This is a genomic window from Janthinobacterium sp. GMG2 (genome assembly GCF_033949445.1).
GTDB lineage: Bacteria > Pseudomonadota > Gammaproteobacteria > Burkholderiales > Burkholderiaceae_D > Janthinobacterium > Janthinobacterium aestuarii.
The window spans coordinates 393,855-419,955 of record NZ_JAXAWA010000003.1 but is presented as its reverse complement, the minus strand read 5'-3'; the positions used below and the strand labels follow the sequence as shown (position 1 = coordinate 419,955).

25 protein-coding genes and 1 riboswitch are annotated in these 26,101 nt (G+C 62.7%); of the genes, 14 read left to right on the top strand and 11 right to left on the bottom strand.

The annotated features are described in order from the left end of the window. The first annotated feature begins 108 nt into the window (after nt 1-108). Nucleotides 109-633, top strand: coding sequence for an Lrp/AsnC family transcriptional regulator (locus SKZ59_RS14010; RefSeq protein WP_034753092.1), 525 nt, complete (start codon nt 109-111; stop codon nt 631-633). On the opposite strand, the gene SKZ59_RS14005 is transcribed toward SKZ59_RS14010, so the two are convergent. Genes SKZ59_RS14005 through SKZ59_RS13990 form a run of 4 tightly spaced genes read right to left on the bottom strand, consistent with a single transcriptional unit; the run spans nt 625 to nt 5,177 of the window. Next, nucleotides 625-1,338, bottom strand: a complete 714-nt coding sequence (locus SKZ59_RS14005; protein ID WP_319992103.1) for a GNAT family N-acetyltransferase — start codon at nt 1,336-1,338, stop codon at nt 625-627. The genes SKZ59_RS14010 and SKZ59_RS14005 overlap by 9 nt on opposite strands. Beyond that, nucleotides 1,335-2,447: a multifunctional CCA tRNA nucleotidyl transferase/2'3'-cyclic phosphodiesterase/2'nucleotidase/phosphatase gene (locus SKZ59_RS14000; protein WP_319992102.1), complete on the bottom strand. Its 1,113-nt coding sequence runs from the start codon at nt 2,445-2,447 to the stop codon at nt 1,335-1,337. Before SKZ59_RS14000 ends, SKZ59_RS14005 begins: the two co-directional genes overlap by 4 nt. Before the next feature lie 12 nt (nt 2,448-2,459). Next, nucleotides 2,460-3,176, bottom strand: a complete 717-nt coding sequence (locus SKZ59_RS13995; RefSeq protein ID WP_058051110.1) for a glutathione S-transferase family protein — start codon at nt 3,174-3,176, stop codon at nt 2,460-2,462. A gap of 12 nt (nt 3,177-3,188) precedes the next feature. After that, nucleotides 3,189-5,177 (bottom strand): lytic transglycosylase domain-containing protein, encoded by a 1,989-nt coding sequence (locus tag SKZ59_RS13990; protein ID WP_319992101.1) that lies wholly within the window; start codon nt 5,175-5,177, stop codon nt 3,189-3,191. A 104-nt stretch (nt 5,178-5,281) separates the two neighbouring features. Here SKZ59_RS13990 and SKZ59_RS13985 point away from each other — a divergent pair, with 104 nt between their 5' ends. Further along, a complete protein-coding gene (locus tag SKZ59_RS13985; RefSeq protein WP_319992100.1) occupies nt 5,282-5,809 on the top strand; it encodes a 5-formyltetrahydrofolate cyclo-ligase in 528 nt (175 codons plus the stop codon). A 14-nt stretch (nt 5,810-5,823) separates the two neighbouring features. On the opposite strand, the gene metF is transcribed toward SKZ59_RS13985, so the two are convergent. From metF to metK, 4 genes are all read right to left on the bottom strand, one after another. Beyond that, entirely contained in the window at nt 5,824-6,654 is an 831-nt protein-coding gene (gene metF / locus SKZ59_RS13980) for a methylenetetrahydrofolate reductase [NAD(P)H] (RefSeq protein ID WP_034753084.1), read from the bottom strand. After that, complete coding sequence (locus SKZ59_RS13975) at nt 6,641-6,997, bottom strand: phage holin family protein (RefSeq protein ID WP_034753082.1); 357 nt, start codon at nt 6,995-6,997, stop codon at nt 6,641-6,643. Before SKZ59_RS13975 ends, metF begins: the two co-directional genes overlap by 14 nt. Before the next feature lie 188 nt (nt 6,998-7,185). Further along, nucleotides 7,186-8,610, bottom strand: a complete 1,425-nt coding sequence (gene ahcY, locus SKZ59_RS13970) for an adenosylhomocysteinase (protein ID WP_092713571.1) — start codon at nt 8,608-8,610, stop codon at nt 7,186-7,188. 24 nt (nt 8,611-8,634) lie between these two features. Then, a riboswitch (S-adenosyl-L-homocysteine riboswitch) is annotated at nt 8,635-8,703 on the bottom strand. Between the two features lie 123 nt (nt 8,704-8,826). After that, complete coding sequence (gene metK / locus SKZ59_RS13965; RefSeq protein WP_070280038.1) at nt 8,827-9,993, bottom strand: methionine adenosyltransferase; 1,167 nt, start codon at nt 9,991-9,993, stop codon at nt 8,827-8,829. Between the two features lie 188 nt (nt 9,994-10,181). Here metK and SKZ59_RS13960 point away from each other — a divergent pair, with 188 nt between their 5' ends. Genes SKZ59_RS13960 through dapF form a run of 3 tightly spaced genes read left to right on the top strand, consistent with a single transcriptional unit; the run spans nt 10,182 to nt 12,798 of the window. After that, nucleotides 10,182-11,051, top strand: coding sequence for a lysophospholipid acyltransferase family protein (locus tag SKZ59_RS13960; RefSeq protein ID WP_034753077.1), 870 nt, complete (start codon nt 10,182-10,184; stop codon nt 11,049-11,051). Continuing rightward, the gene (locus SKZ59_RS13955; protein WP_319992099.1) at nt 11,048-11,923 is read left to right on the top strand and encodes a lipid A biosynthesis acyltransferase; all 876 of its coding nucleotides are present in this window, start codon (nt 11,048-11,050) and stop codon (nt 11,921-11,923) included. Before SKZ59_RS13960 ends, SKZ59_RS13955 begins: the two co-directional genes overlap by 4 nt. A gap of 11 nt (nt 11,924-11,934) precedes the next feature. Then, a complete protein-coding gene (gene dapF, locus SKZ59_RS13950; protein ID WP_319992098.1) occupies nt 11,935-12,798 on the top strand; it encodes a diaminopimelate epimerase in 864 nt (287 codons plus the stop codon). Nucleotides 12,799-12,809: 11 nt separating this feature from the next. Here dapF and SKZ59_RS13945 read toward each other — a convergent pair whose 3' ends face one another. Further along, the gene (locus SKZ59_RS13945; RefSeq protein ID WP_319992097.1) at nt 12,810-14,312 is read right to left on the bottom strand and encodes a hypothetical protein; all 1,503 of its coding nucleotides are present in this window, start codon (nt 14,310-14,312) and stop codon (nt 12,810-12,812) included. A 415-nt stretch (nt 14,313-14,727) separates the two neighbouring features. On the opposite strand from SKZ59_RS13945, the gene SKZ59_RS13940 reads away from it, so the two are divergent. The 8 genes from SKZ59_RS13940 (at nt 14,728) to SKZ59_RS13905 (ending at nt 22,230) form a co-directional block, all read left to right on the top strand. Next, on the top strand, nt 14,728-15,798 hold the full coding sequence (locus SKZ59_RS13940) for a porin (RefSeq protein WP_034753069.1): 1,071 nt from the start codon (nt 14,728-14,730) through the stop codon (nt 15,796-15,798). Between the two features lie 178 nt (nt 15,799-15,976). After that, entirely contained in the window at nt 15,977-16,654 is a 678-nt protein-coding gene (locus SKZ59_RS13935; RefSeq protein ID WP_319992096.1) for a DUF484 family protein, read from the top strand. 7 nt (nt 16,655-16,661) lie between these two features. Then, entirely contained in the window at nt 16,662-17,609 is a 948-nt protein-coding gene (locus SKZ59_RS13930) for a tyrosine recombinase XerC (protein ID WP_319992095.1), read from the top strand. Between the two features lie 138 nt (nt 17,610-17,747). Then, on the top strand, nt 17,748-18,836 hold the full coding sequence (locus tag SKZ59_RS13925; protein WP_319992094.1) for a GTP-binding protein: 1,089 nt from the start codon (nt 17,748-17,750) through the stop codon (nt 18,834-18,836). A 481-nt stretch (nt 18,837-19,317) separates the two neighbouring features. Then, a complete protein-coding gene (gene dksA, locus SKZ59_RS13920) occupies nt 19,318-19,770 on the top strand; it encodes an RNA polymerase-binding protein DksA (protein WP_034753066.1) in 453 nt (150 codons plus the stop codon). 223 nt (nt 19,771-19,993) lie between these two features. After that, entirely contained in the window at nt 19,994-20,530 is a 537-nt protein-coding gene (gene hslV, locus SKZ59_RS13915; protein ID WP_034783551.1) for an ATP-dependent protease subunit HslV, read from the top strand. A gap of 134 nt (nt 20,531-20,664) precedes the next feature. Next, nucleotides 20,665-22,017, top strand: coding sequence for an ATP-dependent protease ATPase subunit HslU (gene hslU / locus SKZ59_RS13910; protein WP_034753607.1), 1,353 nt, complete (start codon nt 20,665-20,667; stop codon nt 22,015-22,017). 18 nt (nt 22,018-22,035) lie between these two features. Then, on the top strand, nt 22,036-22,230 hold the full coding sequence (locus SKZ59_RS13905) for a hypothetical protein (protein ID WP_034753063.1): 195 nt from the start codon (nt 22,036-22,038) through the stop codon (nt 22,228-22,230). 69 nt (nt 22,231-22,299) lie between these two features. Here the strand turns inward: SKZ59_RS13905 and SKZ59_RS13900 are convergent, their stop codons facing one another. After that, nucleotides 22,300-22,914, bottom strand: coding sequence for a porin family protein (locus SKZ59_RS13900; protein ID WP_319992093.1), 615 nt, complete (start codon nt 22,912-22,914; stop codon nt 22,300-22,302). A gap of 168 nt (nt 22,915-23,082) precedes the next feature. Here SKZ59_RS13900 and SKZ59_RS13895 point away from each other — a divergent pair, with 168 nt between their 5' ends. Continuing rightward, on the top strand, nt 23,083-23,868 hold the full coding sequence (locus SKZ59_RS13895; protein WP_319992092.1) for a helix-turn-helix transcriptional regulator: 786 nt from the start codon (nt 23,083-23,085) through the stop codon (nt 23,866-23,868). On the opposite strand, the gene SKZ59_RS13890 is transcribed toward SKZ59_RS13895, so the two are convergent. Further along, nucleotides 23,841-26,099, bottom strand: coding sequence for a patatin-like phospholipase family protein (locus SKZ59_RS13890; protein ID WP_319992091.1), 2,259 nt, complete (start codon nt 26,097-26,099; stop codon nt 23,841-23,843). The two genes, SKZ59_RS13895 and SKZ59_RS13890, sit on opposite strands and share 28 nt — an antisense overlap. Between the last annotated feature and the right edge of the window lie 2 nt (nt 26,100-26,101).

Sequence of the window (26,101 nt, the reverse complement as noted above, 5' to 3'; positions counted from 1 at the left end):
GTAGCGCACAGTATAGGCGCGGTCTGTGGGCATTAAATGCCAAAGATCTCCCGAACATCCATGATTTGCGCAATAATATTGCGTGAAACACGAACCACCGGAGGAAGCATGAGCAAAATTACGCTGGATAAAACGGACCGCAAGATCCTCGCCGTCCTGCAGGCCGATGGCCGCCTGTCGAATCAGGACGTGGCCGAGCAAGTCAGCCTGTCGCCGTCGCCATGCTTGCGCCGCGTCAAACGGCTGGAAGAAGCGGGCGTGATCCGCCAGTACGTGGCCCTGCTGGACCCGGAAAAGATCGGCCTGGGGCTATTGGCTTATGTCAACGTGCGGCTGGAAAAGCACAGCGACGCCACCGCGCACAGCACGGCAAGAGTGCTGGCGCCGAATCTGGTGACGAACACGTCGCCGCGCGCCGACTTTGCCGTGGCGGTGGCGCAATGGCCGGAAGTGGTGGCTTGCTACGCGATGACGGGCGAAATGGATTATCTGTTGCGCGTGCACGTGGAAGACATGGAGCACTTTTCGCGCTTCATGATGGCGACGCTGCTGCGCCACCCGGCCGTGCTGGACGTGAAATCAAGCTTTGCCCTGCAGCGCATCAAGGATACGACGGCCCTGCCCTTACTGTGACGGCGGTGATGGCGGCCCGGGCTTCTTCTTGCGCCCTGGCAAGCGGTCCCACAATTTGAACGCGGCGCGCGCGTTGGCCTTGAACGTGTAGTCGAACATGGCGAACTGCTCCTGCACGGCTTCCTGCAGCATGCTGCTCGGATTCGGCGGCAACAGTTTCAGATAGGCATCGGCTTCGCCATAGTCGCGCTGGATTTCCATGCCCGCCTTCTTGGCGATATGCATCATCGTCTTGTTCGACGACAAACAATGCATGTACAGGGTATCGACATCGTTGTTGCGGCAGTGGATCGCCGCCCGCTCGAACAGTTTTGACCCGACCCCCATGCCGCGCATGGATTTCGATACGGACACGCCAAACTCGGCCACCTGCTCCTTGTCCGTCACGACGCTTTTCGCCGGCGACGTGTCCTTCGGCGCGAACGCCAGATGCCCCACGCCCACCAGCTTGAACAGGCTGTTGTAGACGCCGTAGACCATGTCGCGCGAGAAATCCATCTTTTGCACGTACTGGGCGACGAGCTCATCGGGCAAGGCGCTGCCGAAGCGCAGCAACCGGTCGCTTTTCTCCAGATTCAGGAAATGCTTCATCATGCGGCGCCGGTCGCGCTCATGCAATTGCTTGACGAGCACGGTCGGACGCCCGCCGCCGCTGCGGCTGAGCCAGCGGCGAAACGGGTTCTGGAACAAGTTGGGCAGGGTCATGGCAGCTCCGTGCCGCTGATCGCGTTCGTGACGGCTTCGACCCGCGCCGCATGGATGAGCTCGGGAATGCGCTTCGGTTCGTGTGCGCAAGCTTGTGCCAGCGCGCTCGCATCGACGCCGCGCACGGCCGCCAGCATGGCTTGCAGCCAGGCGGACTGGGGGAACACCGGATTGTGGACCTGCACGTCGCAGGCGATGGCGTCCAGCATCTGCACGAAGCGCTGCGGCTTGCGCAGTCCGTCGCAGCGTTCGCACAAGCGCACCAGTTCCTCGGCGCTCAAGGCCAGCGCACCGGCAACGGCAGCCTGCTCGCGCGCCGCCATCACGGCCAGCTCGCGGCAATCGTTGGGCACGCGCAGGCGCTCGCTGAGCACATTGATCTGCTCAAGCGGCACGGCCAGCATCAGCACGGCAAAGCGCACGCACAGTGCGTGGCCCGCGCCCGCCGCCCTGTCGATCACGCGCAGCAGATGGTCGTTGATGGTCAATTCCGGCAGGATGCGCGCCAGGGCGCCGCACTCGTGCAGCACCGTCAGCATGCGCGACGGCCGCGCTTCCATCAACCCTTTCGCCACTTCCTGCCACACGCGCTCGGCCACCAGGGCGTCGACTTCGCCATCGCCCACCATCCGGCGCATCAGTTCCATGGTGGCGGGCGCCACCGTAAAAGTATCGAAACGGGCGGCAAAGCGGGCCAGGCGCAAAATGCGCACGGGATCTTCGCCGAACGCGTCGGAGACGTGGCGGAACACTTTGTTTTGAATATCGTCAATGCCGCCGAACGGGTCGGTCAACGTCCCGTCCTCGGCCTGGGCGATGGCGTTGATGGTCAGATCACGGCGCACCAGGTCTTCTTCCAGGGTGACGTCGGGCGCCGTGTGGAAGACAAAGCCCCGGTAGCCGGGGGCAGTCTTGCGTTCCGTGCGGGCCAGCGCGTATTCTTCCTGCGTCTTCGGGTGCAGGAAGACGGGAAAATCCTTGCCTACGGGCCGGAAGCCCCGGCGCAGCATGTCGTCCGGCGTGGCGCCGACGACGACGTGGTCGTGGTCTTTCACGGGCAAGCCCAGCAGTTGGTCGCGCACCGCGCCACCGACCGTGTATATCTTCATAACACTCTTTTCTTAATCAGGCAGTTCCGCGTCGTGCTTGGGCGCCGTTTCCGTTTCCGCCAGCGCTTCCGCGATCCAGCGGGCCACGGCCGGGTGCGCCTGCACGCGCTCGCAATACGCGTTCAGGGCCGGCGCCAGGCTCACGCCATACGTGCGGAAACGCATCACGACGGGAGCAAAGTACGCATCGGCGATGGAAAAGTCACCGAACAGGAACTGGTGGTGGCCAAAGCGCGATAAACACTCTTCCCATATTTCGCTGATACGGCCGATGTCCGCCTGCGCGGCGGCCGTACGGCCACGCCCCGGCAACTTCGCCTTGATATTCATCGACATGTCCGTACGCAAGCCCGTGAAGCCGGAATGCATTTCCGCGCAGACACAGCGCGCCATGGCGCGCGCGGCCACGTCTTGCGGCCACATGTGTTTGTCAGGGAACTGCTCGGCCAGGTATTCGCAGATGGCCAGGCTGTCCCAGATCGTGATCTCGCCCGCCAGCAGCACGGGAACCCGGCCGCAGGCCGAATACTCGGCAATTTTGGTGGCCGTGTCGCTCTGGTCGAGCAGCACGCGCACTTCCTGGAATGGAATGCCGAACGCCGTCATGGCCACCCACGGGCGCATCGACCACGATGAATAATTCTTGTTGCCGATGATGAGGGTCAAACCTGGCTCGCGCGCGGCGGCCAGGGTTTGCGTCAGGCTGGGATCAAGGATGGTCGTTTGCATGGTCGGCTATCTTTAGTTGGATGATGGCAAGTCGGCCGCGATGGCGCTGTTTTTTGGGCCGACGGTACCCAGGCGCGCTTTCAGCGACTGCGGGCTCTTCTCGAACAGGGCCGCGTAATACGTGGCGTTGGCCATCACGTTTTTCACGTAGCCGCGCGTTTCCGTGTACGGAATGATCTCGGCGAAGACGGCGCCTTCCAGCGGACGCGTCATGGTGGCGCGCCAGATGCGCAAGCGCCCCGGTCCCGCATTGTAGGCGGCGCTGGCCAGCACTTGCGAACCGTCCAGGCCGCCAAGCACCATGTTCAGGTAATTCGTGCCCAGCAAGACGTTGGTGCGCACGTCGCTCAAGGTTTCCGTGACGAAATCGGTGAGGCCGATCTTCTTGGCCACATAACGGGCCGTCGACGGCATCACCTGCATCAGGCCGGACGCGCCCACGTGCGACTGCGCATCCATGATGAAGCGCGATTCCTGGCGGATCAGGCCATATACCCAGGCTTTGTCGAGACCGAGGGTTTGCGTGGCCGGGTGCATGACGTCGTCGTGCGGCGTCGGGTAGCGCTGCGTATAGTCCACTTCCAGGCGCGTGCGGTCCGAGGTGTTGACCATGCGGTCGAGCACATTGTTCTGGCGCGCAAATTCCGCAGCCGCCAGATGCTGGCGGTCCGTCATCGAACGCAATTCCCAGTTCCACTCGCGCGTGCCTTCGAAGCGCAAGCGCATGTTGAAGAATTTCAAGGCGCGCTGCAAGCCCGGATTGGCGGCCATGGCGGCGATTTCCGCCGGCGTGATGGGCTGGCCAGGCGGCGGCAAGACCAGGTGGTTGCCCAGCTCTTCATTGGCCAGCAAGCCATAGAAATTCGATTGTTCACTGATCGTGCGGTACAGGGCATCCGCTTGCGCGTTCGGGCGGCCCGGCGTTTCCGCCTGCTGCGCGCGCGCCAGCCAGTAGACCCAGGTAGGATCGGCGCGCAAGGACGCCGGCATGGCCTGGATGGACGCCTTCACCACAGGCCAGTTGCCTTCACGCAAGGCGATACGCGCCTTCCACTGCATCTGTTCCAAGGTCAATGGCGCGCCATTGGTTTTTTGCCAATACTCGAACGCTTCCGGCGCCAGCGAATACGACGCTTGCAGGGCCAGGCTGGCCCAGCCGATGGCCTGTTCCTGCGGCGTCAGCTGCGCGCTGGCCTTTTGCAGGGCGACGACGCCCAGCTTCAAGGTGCTTTTCGCCATGCGGCCGACAGCCACCAGGTACATCTCGTGGTCGGCGCGACTTAGACCCGCGCCCTTGGCCAGCACCAGCGCCGGCAAGTCGATCGCTTGCGCCATCTTCGCGTCGGACGCGCCCAGCAGCAGCGCGATGCGGCGCGCCGGGCCCGTGGCGTTGGTCTGGCCCGCCAGGCGGATCTGCGCCCACAGGTCGTTCGTGTCGAACTGGCCGTTTTGCGCCAATGCCGCGATCAGGCTGCCGCACGCTTCGCCATAGCCGGGCGGCGAGACGAGCAGGTTGCGCGCCTCGGCCGCCACGTTCTGGCCCTTGGCGGCGCGCGACATCAGCGCGTAGCACTTGAGCTGGGTATCGTCGTCGAGGGCGAATTGCGGGTATTGTTCATCGAACACGACCCAGTCGCGCTTGCGGCCCAGTTCCAGCAGCCAGTCGTTGCGGAAACGGTCGGCGATGGCGCTGCCCTTGTAGCGGTTCAGGTAATCGCGAAATTGCGCCTCGGTCAGCAGTTTGATGCGCGGTTTCAGCCGATAATAGTCAACATACGATGGAATCTGGTAATTCGTCAGGCGCCCCGCATAAAAGTCGGCTTTTTCGGCGTCATCCTTGCGCGCGGCGTCGCGCAGCAGCAGGAAGGCATCGTCCTCGCTGCGCGTGTCGGGGGCGGCTGGGGATACGGTGGTGGAAACCTGGGCCAGGGCGGCCAGGGGAGACAAGGCCGATGCAACACACAGCATCGTGCCGGCAATCCATTTCAGTGGGGAAATCAATGTACGACTCTCAATCTTAACTTGATGGTGATATGAATAGCGACCCTAGAATAACATGCGATCCGGCTACACGGCCACCCATTGCGCCACAGGAAAAAGCCGGCTTGCGCAAAGCCTTGCTGGCGGCCCGGCGCGCCTTGCCCGACGCCACGCGAGTAACGTGGGATGCGGCCATCGCGCAGCGCCTGCTGGACTGGTGCGCACAGGAAAACGTCAAGGAACTGGGCGTGTACTGGCCCCTGCATGGCGAGCCGGACTTGCACGGTGCGTATGCGCAGCTGGCCGCGCGCGGCGTGGCGCTCAGTCTGCCCGTGGTGCTGGAAAAACATGCGCCGCTGGCCTTTTCCGCCTGGACGCCGGGCGAACCCATGGTCAAGGATGGCATGGGCGTGGCCGTGCCGGCCCGGCTGCGACTGCGCCCGGCGCCCGCCACCCTGCTCGTGCCCTGCCTGGGTTTTAATGAGCAACGGTACCGGCTCGGCTATGGCGGCGGCTATTACGACCGCACCCTGGCGGCCGTGCCGCGTCCGCGCACGCTCGGTATCGCCTATGCCTGCCTGGCGGCCAGCTTTCCCAACGGCGAATACGACATCGCCCTCGATCACATCGTGACCGAGGGCGATCTGCACTGACGAGTCAGGACGGCTTATTTCACCAGGCGCTGCCACAGTGCGGTCGTGGGCGCCGCCTGGTTCATGCTATAGAAATGCAAGCCTGGCGCGCCGCCTTCCAGCAAACGCTCGCACAAGCCCGTCACCACGTCCAGGCCGAAGGCCTTGATGGACGCGCTGTCGTCGCCGAAGCTGGCCAGTTTCAGACGCACCCAGCGTGGAATTTCCGCACCGCACATGTCCGAAAAGCGCATCAGCTGCGTGTAGTTCGTGATCGGCATGATGCCGGCCACGATGGGCACGTTGATGCCCATCTTCTGCGTCTGCTCGACAAACTGGAAATACGCGTCGGCATTATAGAAGTACTGGGTGATGGCCGCATTCGCGCCAGCCTGCACCTTGCGCGCGAACGCGTTCAAGTCGTCCTGCGGCGAACGGGCTTGCGGGTGCACTTCCGGATAGGCGGCCACTTCGATATGGAAATGGTCGCCCGTCTCGGCGCGGATGAATTCCACCAGCTCGTTGGCGTAGCGAAACTCGCCCGAGGCGCCATAGCCGCTGGGCAAGTCGCCGCGCAAGGCGACGATACGCTTCACGCCTGCCGCCTTGAAGTCGGCCAGCACGGCGCGGATCGATTCGCGCGAGCCACCGACGCACGACAGATGCGGTGCGGCCTGTTCGCCGGCCGCCAGGATCTCGCGCACGGTGTCCAGGGTACCTTGCTGCGTGGTACCGCCTGCGCCAAAGGTCACCGAGAAATACTTCGGATGCAATTCAGACAACTTGACACGCGTGGCGCGCAGCTTTTCCGCCCCTTCCGGGGTTTTCGGCGGGAAAAACTCAATACTGAAATTATGCTTTTCCATCGTCATTACTCAAAAGTAAGGTCGACAGGGCCCAGGAAATGACGCTGTACAGCAATGCACCACCCACGGCCGACCAGAAACTGGCGACATGGAAACCATCGATCACCTGCGCCACGAGCCAGAACATGAAGCCGTTGATGATGAAAATGAACAGGCCCAGCGACAAGAACGTCACAGGCAGGGTCAGCAGGATCAGCAAAGGACGGATCAGCGCATTGACCAGCCCCAGCACGGCGGCGGCCAGCAGCGCGGTCCAGCCGCTGCTCATCGTCACCGAGTGCATCAGGTAGGGGACGGCAAACAGGGCTGCCGCATTGATAAACCAAATCAGTAGCAAGCGCATTTCTCTAGCCTGTCAAAGAAAGTCAGGCCGGCAACAGCCGGCACAAAAGATATACCGATCAGTCTTGTTGCCTCAGGAACCGTAGCGAGCGGATGCGCGGCGTGGCCGAGAAGCGCAGCTGTGCTTTAGCACAGTGAGCATCGCCGGCCGCGCCCCGCGCCGCGCAGTAGGTTCATGAGGCAACCATCTTAATAACGGTAGTGCTCTGGTTTGTATGGACCTTCCGTGCGCACGCCAATGTAGTCGGCTTGCTCTTGCGTCAGTTCCGTCAGCTGCGCATTCAACTTTTTGAGTTGCAGGCGGGCGACTTTTTCGTCCAGGTGTTTTGGCAGGGTGTACACGCCGACCGGGTAGTTGGCCGTGTTTGCGTACAGTTCGATCTGGGCGATCGTCTGGTTGGCGAACGACGAGCTCATCACGTACGACGGGTGGCCCGTGCCGCAACCGAGGTTGACCAGGCGGCCTTCGGCCAGCAGGATGATGCGGCGGCCCGACGGGAAGATGATGTGGTCGACTTGCGGCTTGATGTTTTCCCACTCGTATTGCTTCAGCGAAGCGACGTCGATTTCATTGTCGAAGTGACCAATGTTGCAGACGATGGCCTGGTCTTTCATGCGCGTCAGGTGATCGTGCGTGAGGATGTGATAGTTGCCCGTGCAGGTGACAAAGATGTCGCCGTGTTCGCAGGCGTAATCCATGGTCACGACGCGGTAGCCTTCCATCGCCGCCTGCAGTGCGCAGATCGGATCGACTTCCGTCACCCACACTTGCGCCGACAGGGCGCGCATGGCTTGGGCCGAGCCCTTGCCGACATCACCGTAACCGGCGATGACGGCCACTTTGCCGGCGATCATCACGTCGGTGGCGCGCTTGATGCCGTCGACCAGGGACTCGCGGCAGCCATACAGGTTGTCGAATTTCGATTTCGTGACGGAATCGTTCACGTTGATCGCAGGGAAAGCCAGCTTGCCTTCCTTGTGCATCTGATACAGACGGTGCACGCCGGTCGTCGTTTCTTCCGTCACGCCGAGGATTTCCGGCAGACGCTTCGAATACCAGGTCGGGTCCGCCAGCAAGTGCTTCTTGATCGAGTTGAACAGGCAGATTTCTTCGTCCGAACCAGGGTTGGCCAGCACCGACAGGTCGGTTTCCGCGCGCACGCCCAGGTGCAGCAGCAGGGTGGCATCGCCGCCATCGTCGAGGATCATGTTCGAGTAGACCGCCTTGCCGTCCACGTTCGGCCATTCGAAGATGCGGTGCGTGTATTCCCAGTAGTCGTCGAGCGACTCGCCCTTGACGGCGAACACAGGCGTGCCGGCGGCGGCGATGGCGGCAGCGGCGTGATCTTGCGTCGAGTAAATGTTGCACGATGCCCAACGCACCTGCGCGCCCAGTGCTTCCAGGGTCTGGATCAGCACGGCGGTCTGGATGGTCATGTGGATGGAACCGGTGATGCGCGCGCCTTTCAGAGGCTGCGCTGCCGCGAATTCTTCGCGGATGGCCATCAGGCCAGGCATTTCCGTTTCAGCAATCTTGATTTCTTTGTCGCCCCATGCGGCCAAGGTGATATCGGCGATGGTGTAGTCGTGTTGCGATTTGAGTACGGCGTTCATCACGCCCTCCTTTCAGTTGAAAAAGGTACGTGAGCGCAGTTGCAGGATATTCCGAGCCTGGCGAATTTCTTCGTCGCAACGCTCCTCGGACGGGGGATTTTAACATTGTCAAGGCCGGTACGCCAGCTTGTTCGCCATGCATTGCCATGTAACAACACATAAAAAAAGCGCCCGCGGCCAGATGGCCGGGGCGCTTTTCTTGCAATTTTAACTAGATTACTTCAGGCCGGCGGCGTCGCGCAGCAGGGCGACCTTGTCCGTACGCTCCCACGTGAATTCCGGCTCTTCGCGGCCGAAATGGCCGTAGGCGGCGCTCTTCTGGTAGATCGGGCGCAGCAGGTCGAGCATTTGCACGATGCCTTTTGGACGCAAATCGAAGTGCGCCAGCACCAGCTTGGCGATTTCCGCGTCGGGAATCACGCCCGTGCCTTCCGTGTAGACGGTGATGTTGATCGGCTTGGCCACGCCGATGGCGTAGCTGACCTGCACCTGGCATTGGCGCGCCAGACCGGCCGCGACGATGTTTTTCGCCACGTAGCGGGCCGCGTAGGCTGCCGAACGGTCGACTTTCGATGGGTCCTTGCCCGAAAACGCGCCGCCGCCGTGCGGGGCTGCGCCGCCGTAGGTGTCGACGATGATCTTGCGGCCGGTCAAGCCACAATCGCCTTGCGGACCGCCGATGACGAAACGGCCCGTCGGGTTGACGAGGAATTTGGTTTCCGCCAGCCATTCGCGCGGCAGGATCGGCTTGATGATTTCTTCGATGACGGCTTCTTCGATCTGCTTGTGCGAGATTTCCGGCGCATGCTGGGTCGACAGCACGACCGTGTGCACGCCGACGGGGCGGCCATCGACGTAGCGCAGGGTCACTTGCGATTTCGCATCCGGACGCAGCCATGGCAAACGGCCATCCTTGCGCAGCTGCGACTGGCGCTCGACCAGGCGGTGCGCGTAGTGGATGGCGGCAGGCATCAGCTCGGCCGTTTCATCGCAAGCGTAGCCGAACATCAGGCCCTGATCGCCAGCGCCTTGATCCAGGTCAATGCCCGCACCTTCATCGACGCCTTGCGCGATGTCGGGCGACTGCTTGTCATAGGCCACCAGCACGGCGCAACCCTTGTAGTCGATGCCGTATTCCGTGTTGTCGTAACCGATGCGTTTGATGGTTTCGCGCGCAACTTGAATATAATCCACATTGGCGTGCGTGGTGATCTCGCCAGCCAGCACCACCAGACCGGTGTTGCACAGGGTTTCGGCAGCCACGCGGGCGGCTGGATCCTGGGTCAGGATGGCGTCAAGGATGGCGTCGGAAATTTGATCGGCAACCTTGTCGGGATGGCCTTCCGAAACGGATTCGGAAGTGAAGAGATAGTCGTTTGACATTGCAAGCTCCTGTTTACTATGTGAATGTTCTGTCGCAGTAAAGAGGATTTTGCCTGCGACGCTTTAGCGATATTTATATTCCGCTTCGCAAGTTGTCTATTAACTCAGCGGTTACTGCATACGTGGTATTTTACGCTTCTTAAAAAATTTTGGCACAGCAACACGCCATTCCTGGAAACCGCTTATACATGTTAGTCCCAATTTTTCGCTTCTTGTCCGTCTTTCCCCTGCCCGTCCTGCATGGCCTGGGCGCTGCGCTCGGCTGGGTGATTTACGCCATTTCGCCGTCCTACCGCCGCCGCATGCGCGAGAACATGCAGGGTGCGGGGTTTTCGCAACACTTGCACACGGCCGTGGCCGAAGCGGGCAAGAGCGTGCTGGAATTACCGTTCATCTGGTGCGCACCGGCCGAGCGCGTGGCGCGCCATGCGACGGTGGAAAACTGGGAACTGGTGGAAAAAGCGCTGCAGCACGGGCGCGGCATTGTCTTCCTGACACCGCACCTGGGCTGCTTTGAAATCGTCGCCCAGCAAATCGCGCTGCGCACGCCGCTCACCGTGATGTACCGCCCGCCCAAGCGCGCCGCATTGAAACCGCTGATCGAAGGGGCCCGCGCGCGCGAAAACCTGATGCTGGCGCCAGCCAATATGTCGGGCGTGCGCATCTTTGCCAAATGCCTGAAAAAAGGCCAGCCCATCGGCCTGCTGCCCGACCAGGTGCCGCAGGAAGGCGAAGGCGTGTGGGCCGATTTCTTCGGCCGTCCCGCCTACACCATGACCCTGCCGGCCAAGCTGGCGCAGATGGGCGGCGCCGAAGTCATCATCACCTACGCGGAACGCCTGCCGGGCGGGCGCGGCTATGTCGTGCATTTCGTGCCGTTCACCGAATCGCTAGCCAGCACCTCGGCCGAGCAGGCCCGCACCATCAATGCGGCCATGGAGCAATTGATCGCGCGCAGTCCGGCGCAATACCTGTGGAGCTACAACCGCTATAAAGTACCGCGCGGCGCACCGCCGCCCACGCCGGCCACGTCCGATGCCGCCGGGGAGCAGGCATGAGACTGCTGATCGCCTTCATGTGGCTGCTGCACTGGCTGCCTTTACCCATTCTCGGCCGCTTCGGCGTGGCCGTCGGCAGCGTGCTGTTCCTCGCCATGCCCACGCGGCGCAAGATCGCCCTGACGAATCTGCGCCTGTGCATGCCGGAATTGACGGAACAACAGCGCGTGGCGCTGGCGCGCCAGCATTTCCAGGCCTATTCGCGCAGCGTGTGGGAACGCAGCATCCTGTGGTGGTCCTCGGAAGCGCGCCTGAACCGTCTGATCAAAAAGGTGCCCGCCTTCCCGGGCCAGCAGATCGCGGCCAAGCCCACCATCCTGCTGTGTCCGCACTTCGTCTGCCTCGACGTGGCCGGCGCCGCCACGGCCATGGAAATTTCCGCCTCGTCGATGTATGTGCAGCAAAAGAACGCTGCCTTCGACCAGGCTTTGCGCAACGGCCGCTCGCGCTTCAAGCCGCCCAAGCTGTTTACGCGCCAGGACGGCATCAAGACGATTTTGCGCGCGCTGCGCGACGGCTTGCCGTATTTCATGCTGCCGGACATGGATTTCGGCGAAAAGGATGCGGAATTCGTGCCCTTCTTCGGCGTGCCCGCCGCCACCCTGACGGCCACGGCGCGCCTGGCGCTGGCCGCCAAAGCGCAAGTGATTCCCGTCATCGCCACCTTCCTGCCCAACTACCAGGGCTGGCAAGTGACGTATTACCCGGCGTGGGACGATTATCCGGGCGACGACATCACGGCAGCCACGCGCCGCATGAACGAGTTCATCGAGGAGCGCGTGCGCGAAGCGCCGGCCGAGTATTTCTGGACGCATAAACGCTTCAAGACGCGTCCGGAAGGCGAAGCGTCGTTCTATAACCAGCACAAGTGATACGGCAGACCATGAAACTCCACTTTACCAAGATGCATGGCGCCGGCAATGACTTCATCGTCATCGACGCCATCAACCAGGACATAGCCTTCACGCCGGCCCAGTGGCAGCGTTTGGCCGACCGCCGTTTCGGCATCGGCGCCGACCAGATTCTCGTCGTGGAAAAGCCGCGCCTGCCCGGCTGCGACTTCCGCTACCGCATCTATAACAACGATGGCGGCGAAGTCGAGCAATGCGGCAACGGCGCGCGCGCCTTCGTCAAGTTCGTCAGCGAAAAAGGGTTATCCAGCAAGGCCAGCATCCGCGTGGAAACCATGGCCGGCGTCATCGCGCCGCGCCTGGAACTCGACGGCAGCATCACGGTCGACATGGGCGCGCCCGTGCTCGAGCCCGCGCTGGTGCCGTTCGATGCGGCTGGCTTGACGGGCGTGGCCGAAGGCACCGATCTGCTGTGGCCGCTGGACCTGGCACTGCCGGGCCAAACCTCTCCCGTGCTGGTGTCCGTCGTCTCGATGGGCAACCCGCATGCCGTACAAGTGGTCGACGATGTCGACGCCCAAGACCTGGAAGTGACAGGGCCGCGCATCGAGCACCATCCGCGCTTTCCCCGCAGGGTCAACGCCGGCTACATGCAGGTCGTCAACCGCCAGCACGTGAAACTGCGCGTGTTCGAGCGGGGCGCCGGTGAAACACTGGCGTGCGGCACGGGCGCCTGCGCCGCCGCCGTGGCCGGCATCCGCCGCGGCTTGCTCGATTCCCCCGTGCGCATCAGCGCGCGCGGCGGCGAACTGTCGATCGCCTGGCAAGGTCCCGGCCATCCCGTCCTGATGACGGGCCCGGCCGTAACCGTGTTCGAAGGCACGATCGAGCTGTAATCAACGCTGCATCATGCCGCCAGGAACTGCTGTTCCTGCGTGGCATCGAGCTCGGCCAGGTAGCACTTCAGGCGGTACAGACGCTGCCGGTAATTGCCTTCCGGCCCCGTCACGCTGCAATCGACGCGCTCGAACAGCCGCACCACCTGGTCGAGCAGCTGGCGCTCCTGCGCCGTGCGGATCAGCACGAGGCGCCGCTTGCCGCGCCCATGCGTGGCACTGATATCGATCAACAGGCAATGCCCCTGGTCGGCCGCATGGATATCGAGCAGCAGCGCCTCGGCACGCGACAGATGAAAGCAGCGTGCCAGCGCCAGGCGCGCCGCCAGCAGGGGGTGGCTCTGGCCCAGCTGGCGCAAATGTTCATCGGCGTGCATGGCGGCGCACTGGCCCCAGTCGCCGGGCTCGCCTTGCGGCGCGATTTTCGCCAGCGCCGCTTCCGCTTCACTGCTGCCTTGCGCCTGCGCCTGCAGCAGCCAATACGCGGCACGTACATCATTGTTGACACCGTCGCGGCGGTTACGCCACGCATGCATGCCGCATTCGAGCTGCGCCGGGCCATGCCCCAGGTCGGCAGCACGCTCCAGGCAGAAATGGGCTTCGACCACATTGCGCTGGGAAAATTCCGGTTTCGTATAGATGCGCGACAGCACGAACCAGGCTTCGGCCAGTCCCTGCTCGCCCGCCTGCGTCAACCAGCGCACGGCACGCTTGAAATTGGCCGCGCCATTGCGCGTGGCCAGGCGCCGGCCATGCGCATCCATGCGCGCATAGCCGAGTCCCAGCTCCAGCTGCGCCGTGCGGTCGCCGCCATGCGCGGCCAGCTCGCAGCACTGCCAGCCTTCGGCATCGCCGCCAGGCGCCAATGCCTGGGCGCAACGCGACAGCAACAGCACCTGCTGCGCGTCGAGGGCGATCGTGCGCGTACCGGCCGCCGCCTGGCGCTGCAGCAGCTCGCGCGCCAGCGGCAAGCCTTGTGACAGGAAGCCCGCATGGTTGCCTTGGCTCCACGCCTGCTCCAGCCAGGCGTGCAGCGGCGCGTCGCCATCGATGGCTTGCTCGCCAGCGGCGCTGGCGTCCTGCCCGGGCGCCGCCGATGATCTTTCTTGCAGGGACAACAACCATTGCGCATCGGGCAAGCCGGCGCGTACGGCGGCGTCCAGCGCCACGCGGGCCTTGGCGCGCAAGGCTTCACTGCTGCTGGCGGCGTTGCCCAGCACCAGTTGCGCCAGCACCAGGCCCGCCTGTACCAGACCCGCATCGAACGCTTGCGCGTAATACGGGATCAGCGCCTTGGCTGCCGGTTGCGCCACTTCGAAAGGCACGTGCGTGCCGATCAGCAAGCACGCTTCCTCGCTATCCTCCTGGGCCGCCCGCGCCAGCCAGTGCAAGGCGGTCGGCAAGCTTTGCGGCACACCCTGCCCAAACAGGTACACCCGTCCCAACGCCAGCTGGCAAGCCACATCGCCAGCACGTGCGCCCTTGATCAATCCTAATGTTTCGCGATTTGCCATCGATTCTCGATATTGAGTCAATGATTCTAATAATAGTGAGCCATCTCCAGACCCATCCTTGCAGGCCATCCCTTAGTGTAACGTCCTTGTGTCGTAAATCCGCCAAAGCGGCCTCAAGAACTTGATTCAACGCAACAATGTCCTGTTCCCAACATGCCAAGATGACACGGCGCCGCGACGGTGGCGATGGGAAAACGCCGGCCATCGGCGCAGGACTGGCAGAAACCGCGCGTTACAAAAATACAACAGGGGTATGCAGTTATGCCGCTTTTCACCAATCTTTTCACGCATATTTGACCAATCCCGCACGTCTTGCGCGCCGACGAATTAAGGTTCATTCATCGAAACGCGACAGTTAGCGCATTTCAATCTGCTCGGATCTCGGACGGAACTCACTTTTAATAGGGAATAAGACATGAAAAAATCACTCGTTGCCCTCGCACTCTTCGGCGCCTTTGCCGCAACCGCACAAGCGCAGTCGTCCGTCCAAATCTACGGCACGATCGATGCAGGCCTGGGCAAAGCGACTGGTTCGACCACCGCCGTCACCAAGCGCGACAACAACAAACTGGGTTTCAAGGGCACGGAAGATCTGGGCAATGGCTTGAAAGCTATTTTCCAACTGGAAATTCGCTATGAATCCGACACCGGCACGCTGGAAAGCAATGGCGCCCGTCCGCTGTTCCAGGGTCAAAGCCGCGTCGGCCTGCAAGGTGACTTCGGTACCGTACGTCTGGGCCGTGGCCTGACCGCTTTCCAGGAAACGAGCACCGGTTTCGAACCATGGTCGGGCATGCCTACGCCAGCCGGTTTCCAGACCGACCTGACCGTCGCCGGCTACACCAGCGATCCGCTGAGCCCAGCTGGCAACTCGCGTAACCGCTTCTCGAATGCCGTGTTCTACAACTCGCCAGTCATCAGCGGCTTCCAGTTCAACGCCACCGTGGCCGCCAAGGAAGCGAACAACAACGCCGCCGTTGCAGCGTCCGTGCGCAACCTGACGACGAATGCCTCCGGTAACTACTTCGTGCCAGGCAATGTGGCGCCGGCATCGAATCCATACTCGGTATCCGTGACGTACTCCTCGCCAGGCTTTGCCGCCATGGCCGCCTACGAGCGCAATGGCCTGCAAGCCAAGCTGTGGTCGGTCGGTGCGTCGGTCAATCCGATTCCTGAGCTGAAAGTCATGCTGTCGATCCAGCACCAGAACGATGAAGAATTCAAGATCGTCAATACCGGCACCAAATCGTGGGTGCTGGGCGCCAACTACGACGTCGGCCCAGGCAAGATCCGCGCTGGCTACGGTCAAAAAACGCCGGATGGCGTAGTCAAAACCAAGCAAGCATCGCTGGGCTATGACTACAATCTGTCGAAACGTACCTATGTGTACGCAGATATTTCGAACAAGAAAGCTGCCAGCACGACCAACTACAACGTTTCGAGCACGACCAACTACATCGGCGTCGGCGTACACCACAACTTCTAATGGCCCGCCTGTCACCCTCCGCGGGTGACAGCTGACCAGGAAGACAAGGCGGCATGGGCAACCATGCCGCTTTTTTTATGGGCGTGCGGAAAATGCACGGGCGCCGCGCCCTTTGCGCCTATGCCGCCGCACTCTCGGTTAGAATGAAGCGTTCAACTTTCACTGACAGATATTCTCAATGACCGCCACACTCGATTCCAGCACCGTCGCCCAGTACCTGAGCGAGCATCCGAATTTCTTCGAAGAGCATACCGCCCTGCTCGGTGAGGTCAAGCTGAGCAGCCCGCTGACGGGACGCACCATCTCGCTGCAGGAGCGGCAGATGGAAGTGATGCGCGACAAGTACAAGGCGCTCGAGCTGCGCATGTCCAAGCTGAGCCGCGTGGCCGAGGAAAATGGCGATATCGCCAGCAAGTTCCACGGCTGGAACCAGGCCATGCTGCAAGTACGCAACGATGCGGACATGCCGCACGTGCTGGTCGATGCCTTGCAAAGCAATTTCGACGTGCCCTACGTCAGCCTGCGCCTGTGGCAAGTGCTGCCGGAACACGCCGACGGCTGGTTCACGGAAGACGTGACGGCCGACGTGCGCATGTTCGCCAACAGCCTGCAAACGCCGTACTGCGGCAGCAACCGCGATTTCGAAGCCGTGCACTGGTTGCAAGCTGACAAGATCGAATCGACCGTCATGATCGCCCTGCGCGCCCCGAACACCACGGGCACCTTCGGCTTGCTGGTGCTCGGTTCGCCCGACAGCGAACGCTTTACGTCAAGCATGGGCACGGACTTCCTCGTGCATATCGGCGCCACGGCCAGCGCCGCCCTGGCCGCGCTGCGCGCCGGCTCGCCTGCCTGAATACGCCATGAATGCGGCGCGCGGCAAGGCCGAGTGGCTCGACGCCTACCTGGCGCAGCTTGCCACGCAGCGCAAGCTGTCGCCGCATACGCTGGACGCCTACGGGCGCGACTTGCGCGCCTTGCTGGAACTGAGCGGCGATACGCCGTGGACGGCGCTCGCGCATAACGAAGTACGCCGCTACACGGCCAAGCTGCACGCTGGCGGCCTCGACCCGCGCTCGATCGCGCGCAAGCTGTCGTCGTGGCGGGGCTTTTTCAACTGGCTCAGCGGCGAGACCACCCTCGACGCCAATCCCGTCGACGGCATCCGCGCCCCCAAGCGGGCCAAAACCTTACCCAAAGCCTTGTCGGTGGACGACGCCGTGCGCCTCGTGGCGCCCGCGCAACACCAGCAAGGCGCCGCCGAGCCGGAGCAGCTGTGCAACCGCGCCATGTTCGAGCTGCTGTATTCAAGCGGCTTGCGCGTGTCCGAACTGACCAGCCTGGACACCCATTACTGCAAGGCCGAGAACGGCCGCGACGCCTCGCTGGGCTGGCTCGACATGGCCAGCTTCGAAGTCATCGTCACGGGCAAGGGCAACAAGATGCGCAAGGTGCCGGTCGGCAAGGCAGCCCTCGTGGCCCTGACTGCCTGGCTGGGCGTGCGTCCGCCGGCGGCCGATGGCAGCGCCGCCCTGTTTTTAAGCACGCGCGCCACGCGCATCTCGCCGCGCGTGCTGCAGCTGCGCCTGAAGGCGCACGCGCTGGCGACGGAAATTCCCGCGAATATGCATCCGCACGTGCTGCGCCACTCGTTCGCTTCGCACGTGCTGCAATCGTCGGGCGACTTGCGCGCCGTGCAGGAAATGCTGGGCCATTCCAGCATCACCTCGACCCAGGTCTACACGGCCCTCGATTTCCAGCACCTGGCGCACGTGTACGACCAGGCGCACCCGCGCGCCAAGGTCAAGTAGGCAGCCGCGCCCGTTGGCCAGCCTGATCCATATCAAGCGGATCGGCGCGCATTTGCAAGCTTTTGCAAAATTCCGGCATAATCGTCCGCATTCTTCCGCTTGCGCGGCGGCACCACCGATTACAGCATAGGCATCTTCATGGCACTGATTCCAACCACCATCCTCACCGGCTTCCTGGGCGCAGGCAAAACCACCTTGCTCAACCGCATACTGCAGGAAGACCATGGCATGCGCATCGCCGTGATCGAAAACGAGTTTGGCCAGGAAAACATCGACAATGAAATCCTGGTGCAGGATAGCAACGAACACATCATCGAGATGAACAACGGCTGCATCTGCTGCACCGTACGCGGCGACCTGATCGTGGGCTTGACGGAACTGGCGCGCAAGCGCGACGCCGGCCTGCTGGCATTCGATCGCGTCGTCATCGAAACGACGGGCCTGGCCAATCCCGGCCCCGTGGCGCAAACCTTCTTTGTCGACGAGGAAGTGGGCAGCCACTACATGCTCGACGCCATCATCACGGTGGTCGATGCCCGCCATGCAATGAAGCAACTCGATGAATATGAGGAAGCCCAGCGGCAAGTGGGCTTTGCCGACAAGCTGCTGCTGTCGAAAACCGACCTCGTCAGTGAAGACGACGTCGCCGCCCTGACGCGCCGCCTGAAGCGCATCAATCCCCGCGCACCGATCGCCAAGGTCGATTTCGGCCGCGCGCCGCTGGCCGAAGTGCTCGACATCCGCGGTTTCAACCTGAATGAAAAGCTGGAACTGGACCCGGATTTCCTGGCCACGGAAACGGCGCACGTGCACGATCACGACCATGCACACGAGCACGAGCACGGTCATGAGCACAAGCACGCACATGAGCACACCGAAGCCTGCGCCACCGATTGCGGCCATGCCGACCACCACCACGCGCAGCACAGCGACGATATCGCCGCCTTTGTTTTCAAGAGCACGCAACCGTTCGACAGCGCCAAGCTCGACGAGTTCCTCGGCGGCCTGGTACAAGTGTATGGCCCGCGCATGCTGCGCTACAAGGGCGTACTGCTGATGCAGGGCGCCGAGCGCAAGGTGGTCTTCCAGGGCGTGCACCAGCTGATGGGCAGCGACCTGGGCGCCAAATGGGGCGAAAACGAAGTGCGTGGCAGCAAAATGGTGTTTATTGGCAAAAATCTACCAAAAGACATTTTTATTCGCGGACTCGAACAATGTTTGGTATAAACTAGCCGGGTTTTGCAAAGTATCCGTTGCAAAGCAGAAACAAAAGGGAAAGTTAAGCACGCTTTCCCGCTGTCCGACACCCATCTTGCTGGTATAAACCAACAAGTAGCCGTCTCTGATCGGCTAGTCAACAAATCGGGATGGCAATATAAAGCAAAGCGTGCCAAAATCAGCGACGAAAACGGCCCATGTCGTTAGCCTGTCATGAAATGCTGGCAAACTGCCGCTGGCCGCATGCCAGGCATGCAACCGATCCACCCAACACGCCTGTTGACGCGCGCATAGCGCGACTGGCATAGAGCGGTAAAAAGTTATCAACATGGCACCTTAGCCGGCCGGTAATCCTGGCTTACGCCGGCAAGCCAAGGTCGCACGCAGTACAGCGGGACAGCAATGCCAAGCGGAACCTGTACAGTTGCTCGGTATCGCCGCATCAACTGATCAATTTGAAAACTCTGTCGTATCGAAGGTAAGCGAAGTTATGACCAAAACTAATAAATCGACCCCGGCCGCCAACCAAGACATCCCTCTCATCAGCGAAGATCAAATTCGCGCCATGAGCGAAGATGACTACATGAATCCGGCACAACTGGCATTCTTCAAGGCGCGCCTGCAGCAGCTCGAAAAAGACCTGCTGAAAAACGCCGGCGAAACCACGGAACACTTGCGTGAAACCGTGCTCGTACCGGACCCTGCCGACCGCGCCACGATCGAGGAAGAGCATGCGCTGGAACTGCGCACGCGCGACCGCGAGCGCAAATTGCTGAAGAAAGTACAGCAATCGATCGCCAGCATCGACGCCGGCGACTATGGCTGGTGCGAAGAAACGGGCGAGCCTATCGGCATCCCGCGCCTGATCGCCCGTCCGACCGCTACCCTGTCGCTGGAAGCCCAGCAACGGCGCGAACTGAAGCAAAAACTCTACGGCGACTGATCGTCCCTCCCCTTGCGCGGCCGCCCCGGCGGCCCCGCGATGGCGATAAAAAAAGCACACAACCCCGGTTGCGTGCTTTTTTTTCGTCCCGCGCCGACTACACTGAAGCAAGCACGGCAGCGGCAAGTGCCGCTTGCAATTGCCTTTTCCATCCCCACTTTTGAAGCATGGGCGGGCAATCGCATGGCCTTGCACGCATCGGCACGAATCTTTTGAGGTCACTATGGAACAATTTCACGGCACCACCATCCTCTGCGTCCGGCGCGGCAAGCAAGTCGCCCTGGGCGGCGACGGCCAGGTAACGCTCGGCAACATCGTCATGAAGGGCACGGCCCGCAAAGTGCGTAAGTTGTATCAGGGCAAAGTCCTGGTCGGCTTTGCCGGCGGCACCGCCGACGCTTTTACCTTGCTCGACCGTTTTGAAGGCAAGCTGGAAAAACACCAGGGCAATCTGCTGCGCGCCTCCGTCGAACTGGCCAAGGACTGGCGCACCGACCGCGTGCTGCGCCGCCTGGAAGCGATGCTGCTGGTAGCCGACAGCGAATCGACCCTGGTCATCACGGGCAATGGCGACGTGCTGGAACCGGAAGACGGCATCGGCGCCATCGGCTCGGGCGGCACCTACGCCCAGTCCGCCGCCAAGGCGCTGCAGGAAAACACGGACTTGTCGCCGGCCGACGTGGTCAGGAAATCGCTGACCATCGCCGCCGAGCTGTGCATCTACACCAACATGTCCCACATCATCGAAACCCTAGACTAAGAGTCCCCGAGAAAACGCCCATGGCTGCGTTGCATGGCCTGGGCGTACAAAAACGTACTGCCTGCGGCCACGCGCCTTGCCCTGAACGTTTTTCGGGAACTCTACGCAAAGAAGACAGAAAGCCAATTATGATCATGAACATGACCCCGTCGGAAATCGTCACTGAACTCGACAAGCACGTGGTGGGCCAGGCCAAGGCCAAGCGCGCCGTCGCCATCGCCCTGCGCAACCGCTGGCGCCGCCAGCAGGTGGCCGAGCCCCTGCGACATGAAATCACGCCAAAAAATATCCTCATGATCGGTCCTACGGGCGTCGGCAAGACGGAAATCGCGCGCCGCCTGGCCAAGCTGGCCGAGGCGCCGTTCATCAAGATCGAAGCGACCAAGTTTACCGAAGTCGGTTATGTGGGCCGCGACGTCGACACCATCATCCGCGACCTGATCGACATCGGCATCAAGCAGACGCGCGCGCTGGAAATGAAGAAGGTGCGCGCACGCGCCGAAGATGCGGCCGAAGACCGCGTGATCGACATCCTCGTACCGCCGGCGCGCGACTTCGGCTTCACGCCGAATACGGCCGCGGCCGTGGACACGGGCAGCGGCGACAGCACGCGCCAGACCTTCCGCAAGCGCTTGCGCCAGGGCGAGCTCGATGACAAGGAAATCGAGATCGAACTGGCCGAGGCGGGCCCGCAGATGGAAATCATGGCGCCGCCGGGCATGGAAGAAATGACGGAACAGATCAAGTCCATGTTCTCGGGCGTGGGCGCGCAGCGCAAGAAGGCGCGCAAGGTCAAGATCAAGGAAGCCTTGAAACTGCTGGTCGAGGAAGAAGCGGCCAAGCTGCTCAACGAAGATGAGCTGAAACAGAAGGCCATCCAGAACGTCGAGCAGAACGGCATCGTCTTCCTCGATGAAATCGACAAGATCGCCTCGCGCTCGGAGTCCGGCGGCGCCGACGTTTCGCGCGCGGGCGTGCAGCGCGACCTGCTGCCGCTGGTCGAAGGCACGACCGTCAACACCAAGTACGGCATGATACGCACGGACCATATCCTGTTCATCGCTTCGGGCGCGTTCCACCTGTCGAAGCCGTCGGACCTGATCCCGGAACTGCAAGGGCGCTTCCCCATCCGCGTGGAGCTGGAATCGCTGTCGATCTCGGACTTCGAGCGCATCTTGACGAGCACCGACGCCTGCCTGACGATGCAGTATGAAGCCTTGCTGGCGACGGAAAACCTGAAACTGCAGTTCGCGCCGGAAGGCATCACGCGCCTGGCGGAAATCGCCTATTCGGTTAACGAGCGCACGGAAAACATCGGCGCGCGCCGCCTGCACACGGTGATGGAAAAGCTGCTGGAAGAAGTGTCGTTTACGGCCAGCGAAGGCAGCAGCAGTTCGGAAAACCTGCTTGTGATCGATGCCGCGTACGTCAATGAACGCCTGGAAGCGCTGTCGGTCAACGAGGACCTGTCGCGCTACGTGCTGTAAGAAAGAGGGGGGAAACCGATGGCAAACAAGGCATTGGCGACGCGGCAGAAAATGCAGTTCCGCGTCGAACCCTCGCAAAAACCGCGCAACCCGGTCGCCACTGCAGCCCTGCAGCGCGCCGCCGGAGCGCACGTGAAAACCGTATCAGGCCAGCGCCAGCAGGAAAAACGCCTGCTGGCGAAACTGCTGTTGAAAGTAGAAACGGACAAATAGGCCGCCCGCGGACACCCCTTTTTACAGGGCGTCCGCCATCAGGCCACTCTCTGCCGCGGCATCATCCCCTTAGAAACGGTAGGACGCGCCCAGCGAAAACATGTCGACCTTGGTCGTTTGCTTGGTGTTGTACTTGACGGGCACACGGTCCCAGTCGAGGTGCAGCGACCAATTCTTGTTCAGCGCATACGCCGCGCCGATGCCGTAGGTCAGGCCGATCTTGCTCTTCTTGTCCGAACCGCCGCTCAGATAATCGACCTTGCCCTGCGTGTAGGCCGCACCGGCGCGGCCGCTCAGTGTAAACGCGTCAAACTGGTAACCGAGCACGCCCTGCATGCCGAGGCCCGTGAACTTGCCGCGGCCAGCGCGCTTGCCGGCGTCCGTGTCGAAGCCGGACTTGACCTCGCCCCCCATGTACCCCACCAGTTCAATCGAAGGCACGGCCACGCCGCCCTGAAACGGCAGCGCGTCGAAACTGTAACCCACGTAGGCCTTGCCATTGCGCTTGCTGCTTTTGTCGCAATCGCTTTGTCCGGCGATGCAATCGAGGCCGCTACTGGCGCGAAAGCCATAGCTGGCGCCCGCATAGATGGGGCCCGGTGCAGCTTCGGCTGCGTTGGCGTGCAAGGGAGCGATGGTGGCCAGCGCCAGCAGCGCTGCGGGGAAACGGAAAGATGGGAACATGGATAACCTCTACAAGTGGATGGATTGCCTGGTTGTAGCGCGCTGCGCGAGCCACAAGCGGGAGTGTCATCGCTTTTGCCAAAAAGTACTATCACCTTGTGCAAAGTGCCATTAACGGCTACATTCGGTACCGTTACCCGCTACCAAACTTGTAAAAAAGGATATCCCGTGAGTTCACCTGAACTGGTTTTGCGCGTGCTGCGCACCCAACTGCGCGCCGCCGGCATCACGTACAAGGTATTGGCCGAACGCATCGGCATGAGCGAGTCGAGCGTCAAGCGCATGTTTGGCCAGCACGACATGTCGCTGTCGCGCCTGGCCCTGATCTGCAAGGCCTCGGGCATTGCCATGGAAGACGTGCTGCGCGGCGCGGCCGACATCACGCCGCATGCCGACACGCTCACCCTGGTGCAGGAAAAATCGCTGGTGGCGCATCCGCGCCTGCTGCTGGTGGCGATCTGCTGCCTCGGTCACTGGAGCCTGGAGCAGGTGGTGGAAACGTATGCGCTGACGCAGGCCGAATGCATCGGCTGCCTGGCCGAACTGGACCGACTGGGATTGATCGAACTCAAGCCGCTGAACCGCTACAGCCTGCGCGTCTCGAACGCCTTCCACTGGCTGGCCGACGGCCCGGTGCAGCAGTACTTCCGCGAACACGTGGTGGCCGATTATTTCAGCGGACATTTCGACGGCGCCGGCGAAACCCTGATGTGCATCCCGGCGCGCCTGTCGCTGTCGAGCGCGCAGGAGCTGGTGCAGAAGATCCGCCAGCTGGCCGAGGAACTGGCGCGGTTGCACCAGAACGACCGGCGCCTGGCACCCGCCGAGCGCGATGGCTTTACCCTGCTGCTGGGCTTTCGCTCATGGGAATTTGCCGCCTTCACGGCCCTGCGCCGCAGTACGGCATCCACCGCCCCGGTGGCGCCCTACCAGACCGGTCCCAGGAACAGATAAAACGTGCTCTCGCCGCCCTTCGATGCGCCCGAGGCCACGTACACGGGACCGAAGCGCGTATCGACGGAAATGAAGGCGCTGCCGGCTTGCGTGAACTTGGTGGATTTCCAGCGCTCGCTCTGATCGAAGCCGCCGCCCATCTCCAGCGAAAAGCCGGCCCGCACGGCGCCGCCCAGGGTGCTGGGCAGGGAACCGATGCGGCGCGCCATCACGAAGCGCGCCAGGGCTACGCTGCGCCCCGTCACCGACTCGAACTGCGTGCCGGACAGGCGCAGGAAGCCGCCCAGGCTGAGCGGCGCCTCGCCGCGCTGCGCGCGCGCCCATTCGCCATACACGTGGCCGGCCCAGTTGCCGCGGCTAAAAGCCTGCATGCCGGTGATGGAAGAGCGGCCCAGGGCCGCTTCGCCCGAACCCGTGCTCGAATCGCGCGTCCAGGTGGCGTCCACCAGCATGCCGCGCGTGGGGAAACCCGGTGAATCGAGCGTATCGACGCGGAGCTGCACAAACTGCGTGGTGCCCAATGCGCGCGATTCCGGCAGCGTAGGGTCGGCCGGAATCGCCAGCTTGCCCTTGACCTCCGTGCGCGTGACGCCAAACCGCAGATCGCCCCAGGTACCGAACTGGCGTCCCAGTACCAGCGCCGCCGTCTGGCCGTTATATGTCACACGGGAGCTGCGCCGGCCCTTGTCGAACAAATCCATCGCCGACGAGCTGTACTGCAGTTCCGGCGCGATATACCACGGGTTGCCGGCCCCAAGCGGCTGCCAGAACTGCACGCCATAACCGCGTTCATTGCCGATCTGCGCCATGCTGCGCAATTCTCCGCCCCAGCTGTTCAGGTTCGAGCGCACGTGCAGCAGCTTCAGGGCAAAGGTATTGCTGTCCCTGAAATCGCTGGCCATTTCCAGGCCCACGCGCAGCCGGTTGCTGGCCCATGGCGCTTCGACCGCCTTGATGTTGACCGTGCGCTGGTCGCCCGCGTCGACCACTTCCGTCTCCACGCGCGCCACGTCGCCACGGCCATACAGCCTGGCGGCCGCCTTGAGCACATCTTCCTGGCTGACCGGCTGCCCTTCCACCAAGCCCGATTGGGCCTGCAGGATGCGCGGATTGATATCGCCTTCGCTCTCCACGGCCAGGCGCGTGAGCGGCAGGGCCACATCCAGCAGGGCCGGCGCCGCCAGGCGCAGCTGCTCGCGCGCCGCATACTGCTCCGGCGGCAGGGCCAGCGGCGCCAGGCGGGCGGCCAAGGCTTGCGCCGCCTGTTCGCCGGCGCGCATGGCGCGCGCATAGTTTTCAAAGTCGAGGAAACTGACACCCGTCAGGTCGGGCGCCACGAGGATATCCTGCGATTGCAGCTCCTTGAGCGAGCGCTGCACGTTCTGCTCCGTGAGGATCTGCAGCATCTGCTGCGCCACGCCGATGGCGCTGCCCAGCTCTTTTTCCGGCGCCAGCGGCGTGCCCACGTTGACGGCGATGATGACGTCGGCGCCCATGGCGCGCGCCATGTCGACGGGCAGGTTGCGCACCAGGCCTCCATCGACCACCAGCCGGTTATTCACGCGCACGGGCGCGAAGACGCCCGGCACGGCCAGCGAGGCGCGCATCGACAGGAACAGCGGCGTGTCGACCAGTTCCACCAGTTCGCCATTGACCAGGTCCGACGCCACCGAGCGGAAGGGCAAGGGCAGCTGGCTGGCCGGGCGGTCGCGCATGCCGGCCGGCAGCAGGCGGTTCAAGGCCATTTCCAGCGCCGCATTGCTGGCTGCCGCCGGCGGCGTGGAAATGCCGTTGCGGCTGGCGCCAAACTCGATGCGCGACGGCAGCAGCAAATCTTCCTCGCGGCGGCGGAACGCCAGTTCGTCGCGCGGCGGCCGGTCGGCCACCACGCGCGCCCAGTTGGTCTCGCGCGCCATTTTTTCCAGGTCTGCCACGGAAGCGCCGGCCGCATAAGCGCCGCCCACCACGCCACCCATGCTGGTGCCAACCACCATGTCGATCGGCACATGCAGCTCCTGCAGCACTTTCAAGACGCCGATATGCGCGAGGCCGCGCGCGCCGCCGCCCGACAGCACGAGGGCGATGCGCGGGCGCGCCGGCGCGGAGGCAGGAATGGCCACGGTGGAAACGGGGGAAGGCGTGACGGCGGGAACGTCGGCTGCGGCGCCGGCTTGCGGCAAGGCGCACAGCGCCGCCACGCAGCCCGCCAGGACGGCACGGATCGAGAACATGA

What these genes read in the sequence shown, in the direction of transcription:
- SKZ59_RS13890 (WP_319992091.1), bottom strand. Translation starts at nt 26,099, where the DNA reads ATGTTCTCGATCCGTGCCGTCCTGGCGGGCTGCGTGGCGGCGCTGTGC.
- hslV (WP_034783551.1), top strand. Translation starts at nt 19,994, where the DNA reads ATGGAACAATTTCACGGCACCACCATCCTCTGCGTCCGGCGCGGCAAG.
- SKZ59_RS13940 (WP_034753069.1), top strand. Translation starts at nt 14,728, where the DNA reads ATGAAAAAATCACTCGTTGCCCTCGCACTCTTCGGCGCCTTTGCCGCA.
- SKZ59_RS14010 (WP_034753092.1), top strand. Translation starts at nt 109, where the DNA reads ATGAGCAAAATTACGCTGGATAAAACGGACCGCAAGATCCTCGCCGTC.
- SKZ59_RS13930 (WP_319992095.1), top strand. Translation starts at nt 16,662, where the DNA reads ATGAATGCGGCGCGCGGCAAGGCCGAGTGGCTCGACGCCTACCTGGCG.
- SKZ59_RS13975 (WP_034753082.1), bottom strand. Translation starts at nt 6,997, where the DNA reads ATGCGCTTGCTACTGATTTGGTTTATCAATGCGGCAGCCCTGTTTGCC.
- SKZ59_RS13945 (WP_319992097.1), bottom strand. Translation starts at nt 14,312, where the DNA reads ATGGCAAATCGCGAAACATTAGGATTGATCAAGGGCGCACGTGCTGGC.
- SKZ59_RS13935 (WP_319992096.1), top strand. Translation starts at nt 15,977, where the DNA reads ATGACCGCCACACTCGATTCCAGCACCGTCGCCCAGTACCTGAGCGAG.
- metK (WP_070280038.1), bottom strand. Translation starts at nt 9,993, where the DNA reads ATGTCAAACGACTATCTCTTCACTTCCGAATCCGTTTCGGAAGGCCAT.
- SKZ59_RS13900 (WP_319992093.1), bottom strand. Translation starts at nt 22,914, where the DNA reads ATGTTCCCATCTTTCCGTTTCCCCGCAGCGCTGCTGGCGCTGGCCACC.
- dapF (WP_319992098.1), top strand. Translation starts at nt 11,935, where the DNA reads ATGAAACTCCACTTTACCAAGATGCATGGCGCCGGCAATGACTTCATC.
- SKZ59_RS13905 (WP_034753063.1), top strand. Translation starts at nt 22,036, where the DNA reads ATGGCAAACAAGGCATTGGCGACGCGGCAGAAAATGCAGTTCCGCGTC.
- metF (WP_034753084.1), bottom strand. Translation starts at nt 6,654, where the DNA reads ATGGAAAAGCATAATTTCAGTATTGAGTTTTTCCCGCCGAAAACCCCG.
- SKZ59_RS14005 (WP_319992103.1), bottom strand. Translation starts at nt 1,338, where the DNA reads ATGACCCTGCCCAACTTGTTCCAGAACCCGTTTCGCCGCTGGCTCAGC.
- SKZ59_RS13925 (WP_319992094.1), top strand. Translation starts at nt 17,748, where the DNA reads ATGGCACTGATTCCAACCACCATCCTCACCGGCTTCCTGGGCGCAGGC.
- SKZ59_RS13960 (WP_034753077.1), top strand. Translation starts at nt 10,182, where the DNA reads ATGTTAGTCCCAATTTTTCGCTTCTTGTCCGTCTTTCCCCTGCCCGTC.
- SKZ59_RS14000 (WP_319992102.1), bottom strand. Translation starts at nt 2,447, where the DNA reads ATGAAGATATACACGGTCGGTGGCGCGGTGCGCGACCAACTGCTGGGC.
- SKZ59_RS13995 (WP_058051110.1), bottom strand. Translation starts at nt 3,176, where the DNA reads ATGCAAACGACCATCCTTGATCCCAGCCTGACGCAAACCCTGGCCGCC.
- dksA (WP_034753066.1), top strand. Translation starts at nt 19,318, where the DNA reads ATGACCAAAACTAATAAATCGACCCCGGCCGCCAACCAAGACATCCCT.
- hslU (WP_034753607.1), top strand. Translation starts at nt 20,665, where the DNA reads ATGAACATGACCCCGTCGGAAATCGTCACTGAACTCGACAAGCACGTG.
- SKZ59_RS13955 (WP_319992099.1), top strand. Translation starts at nt 11,048, where the DNA reads ATGAGACTGCTGATCGCCTTCATGTGGCTGCTGCACTGGCTGCCTTTA.
- ahcY (WP_092713571.1), bottom strand. Translation starts at nt 8,610, where the DNA reads ATGAACGCCGTACTCAAATCGCAACACGACTACACCATCGCCGATATC.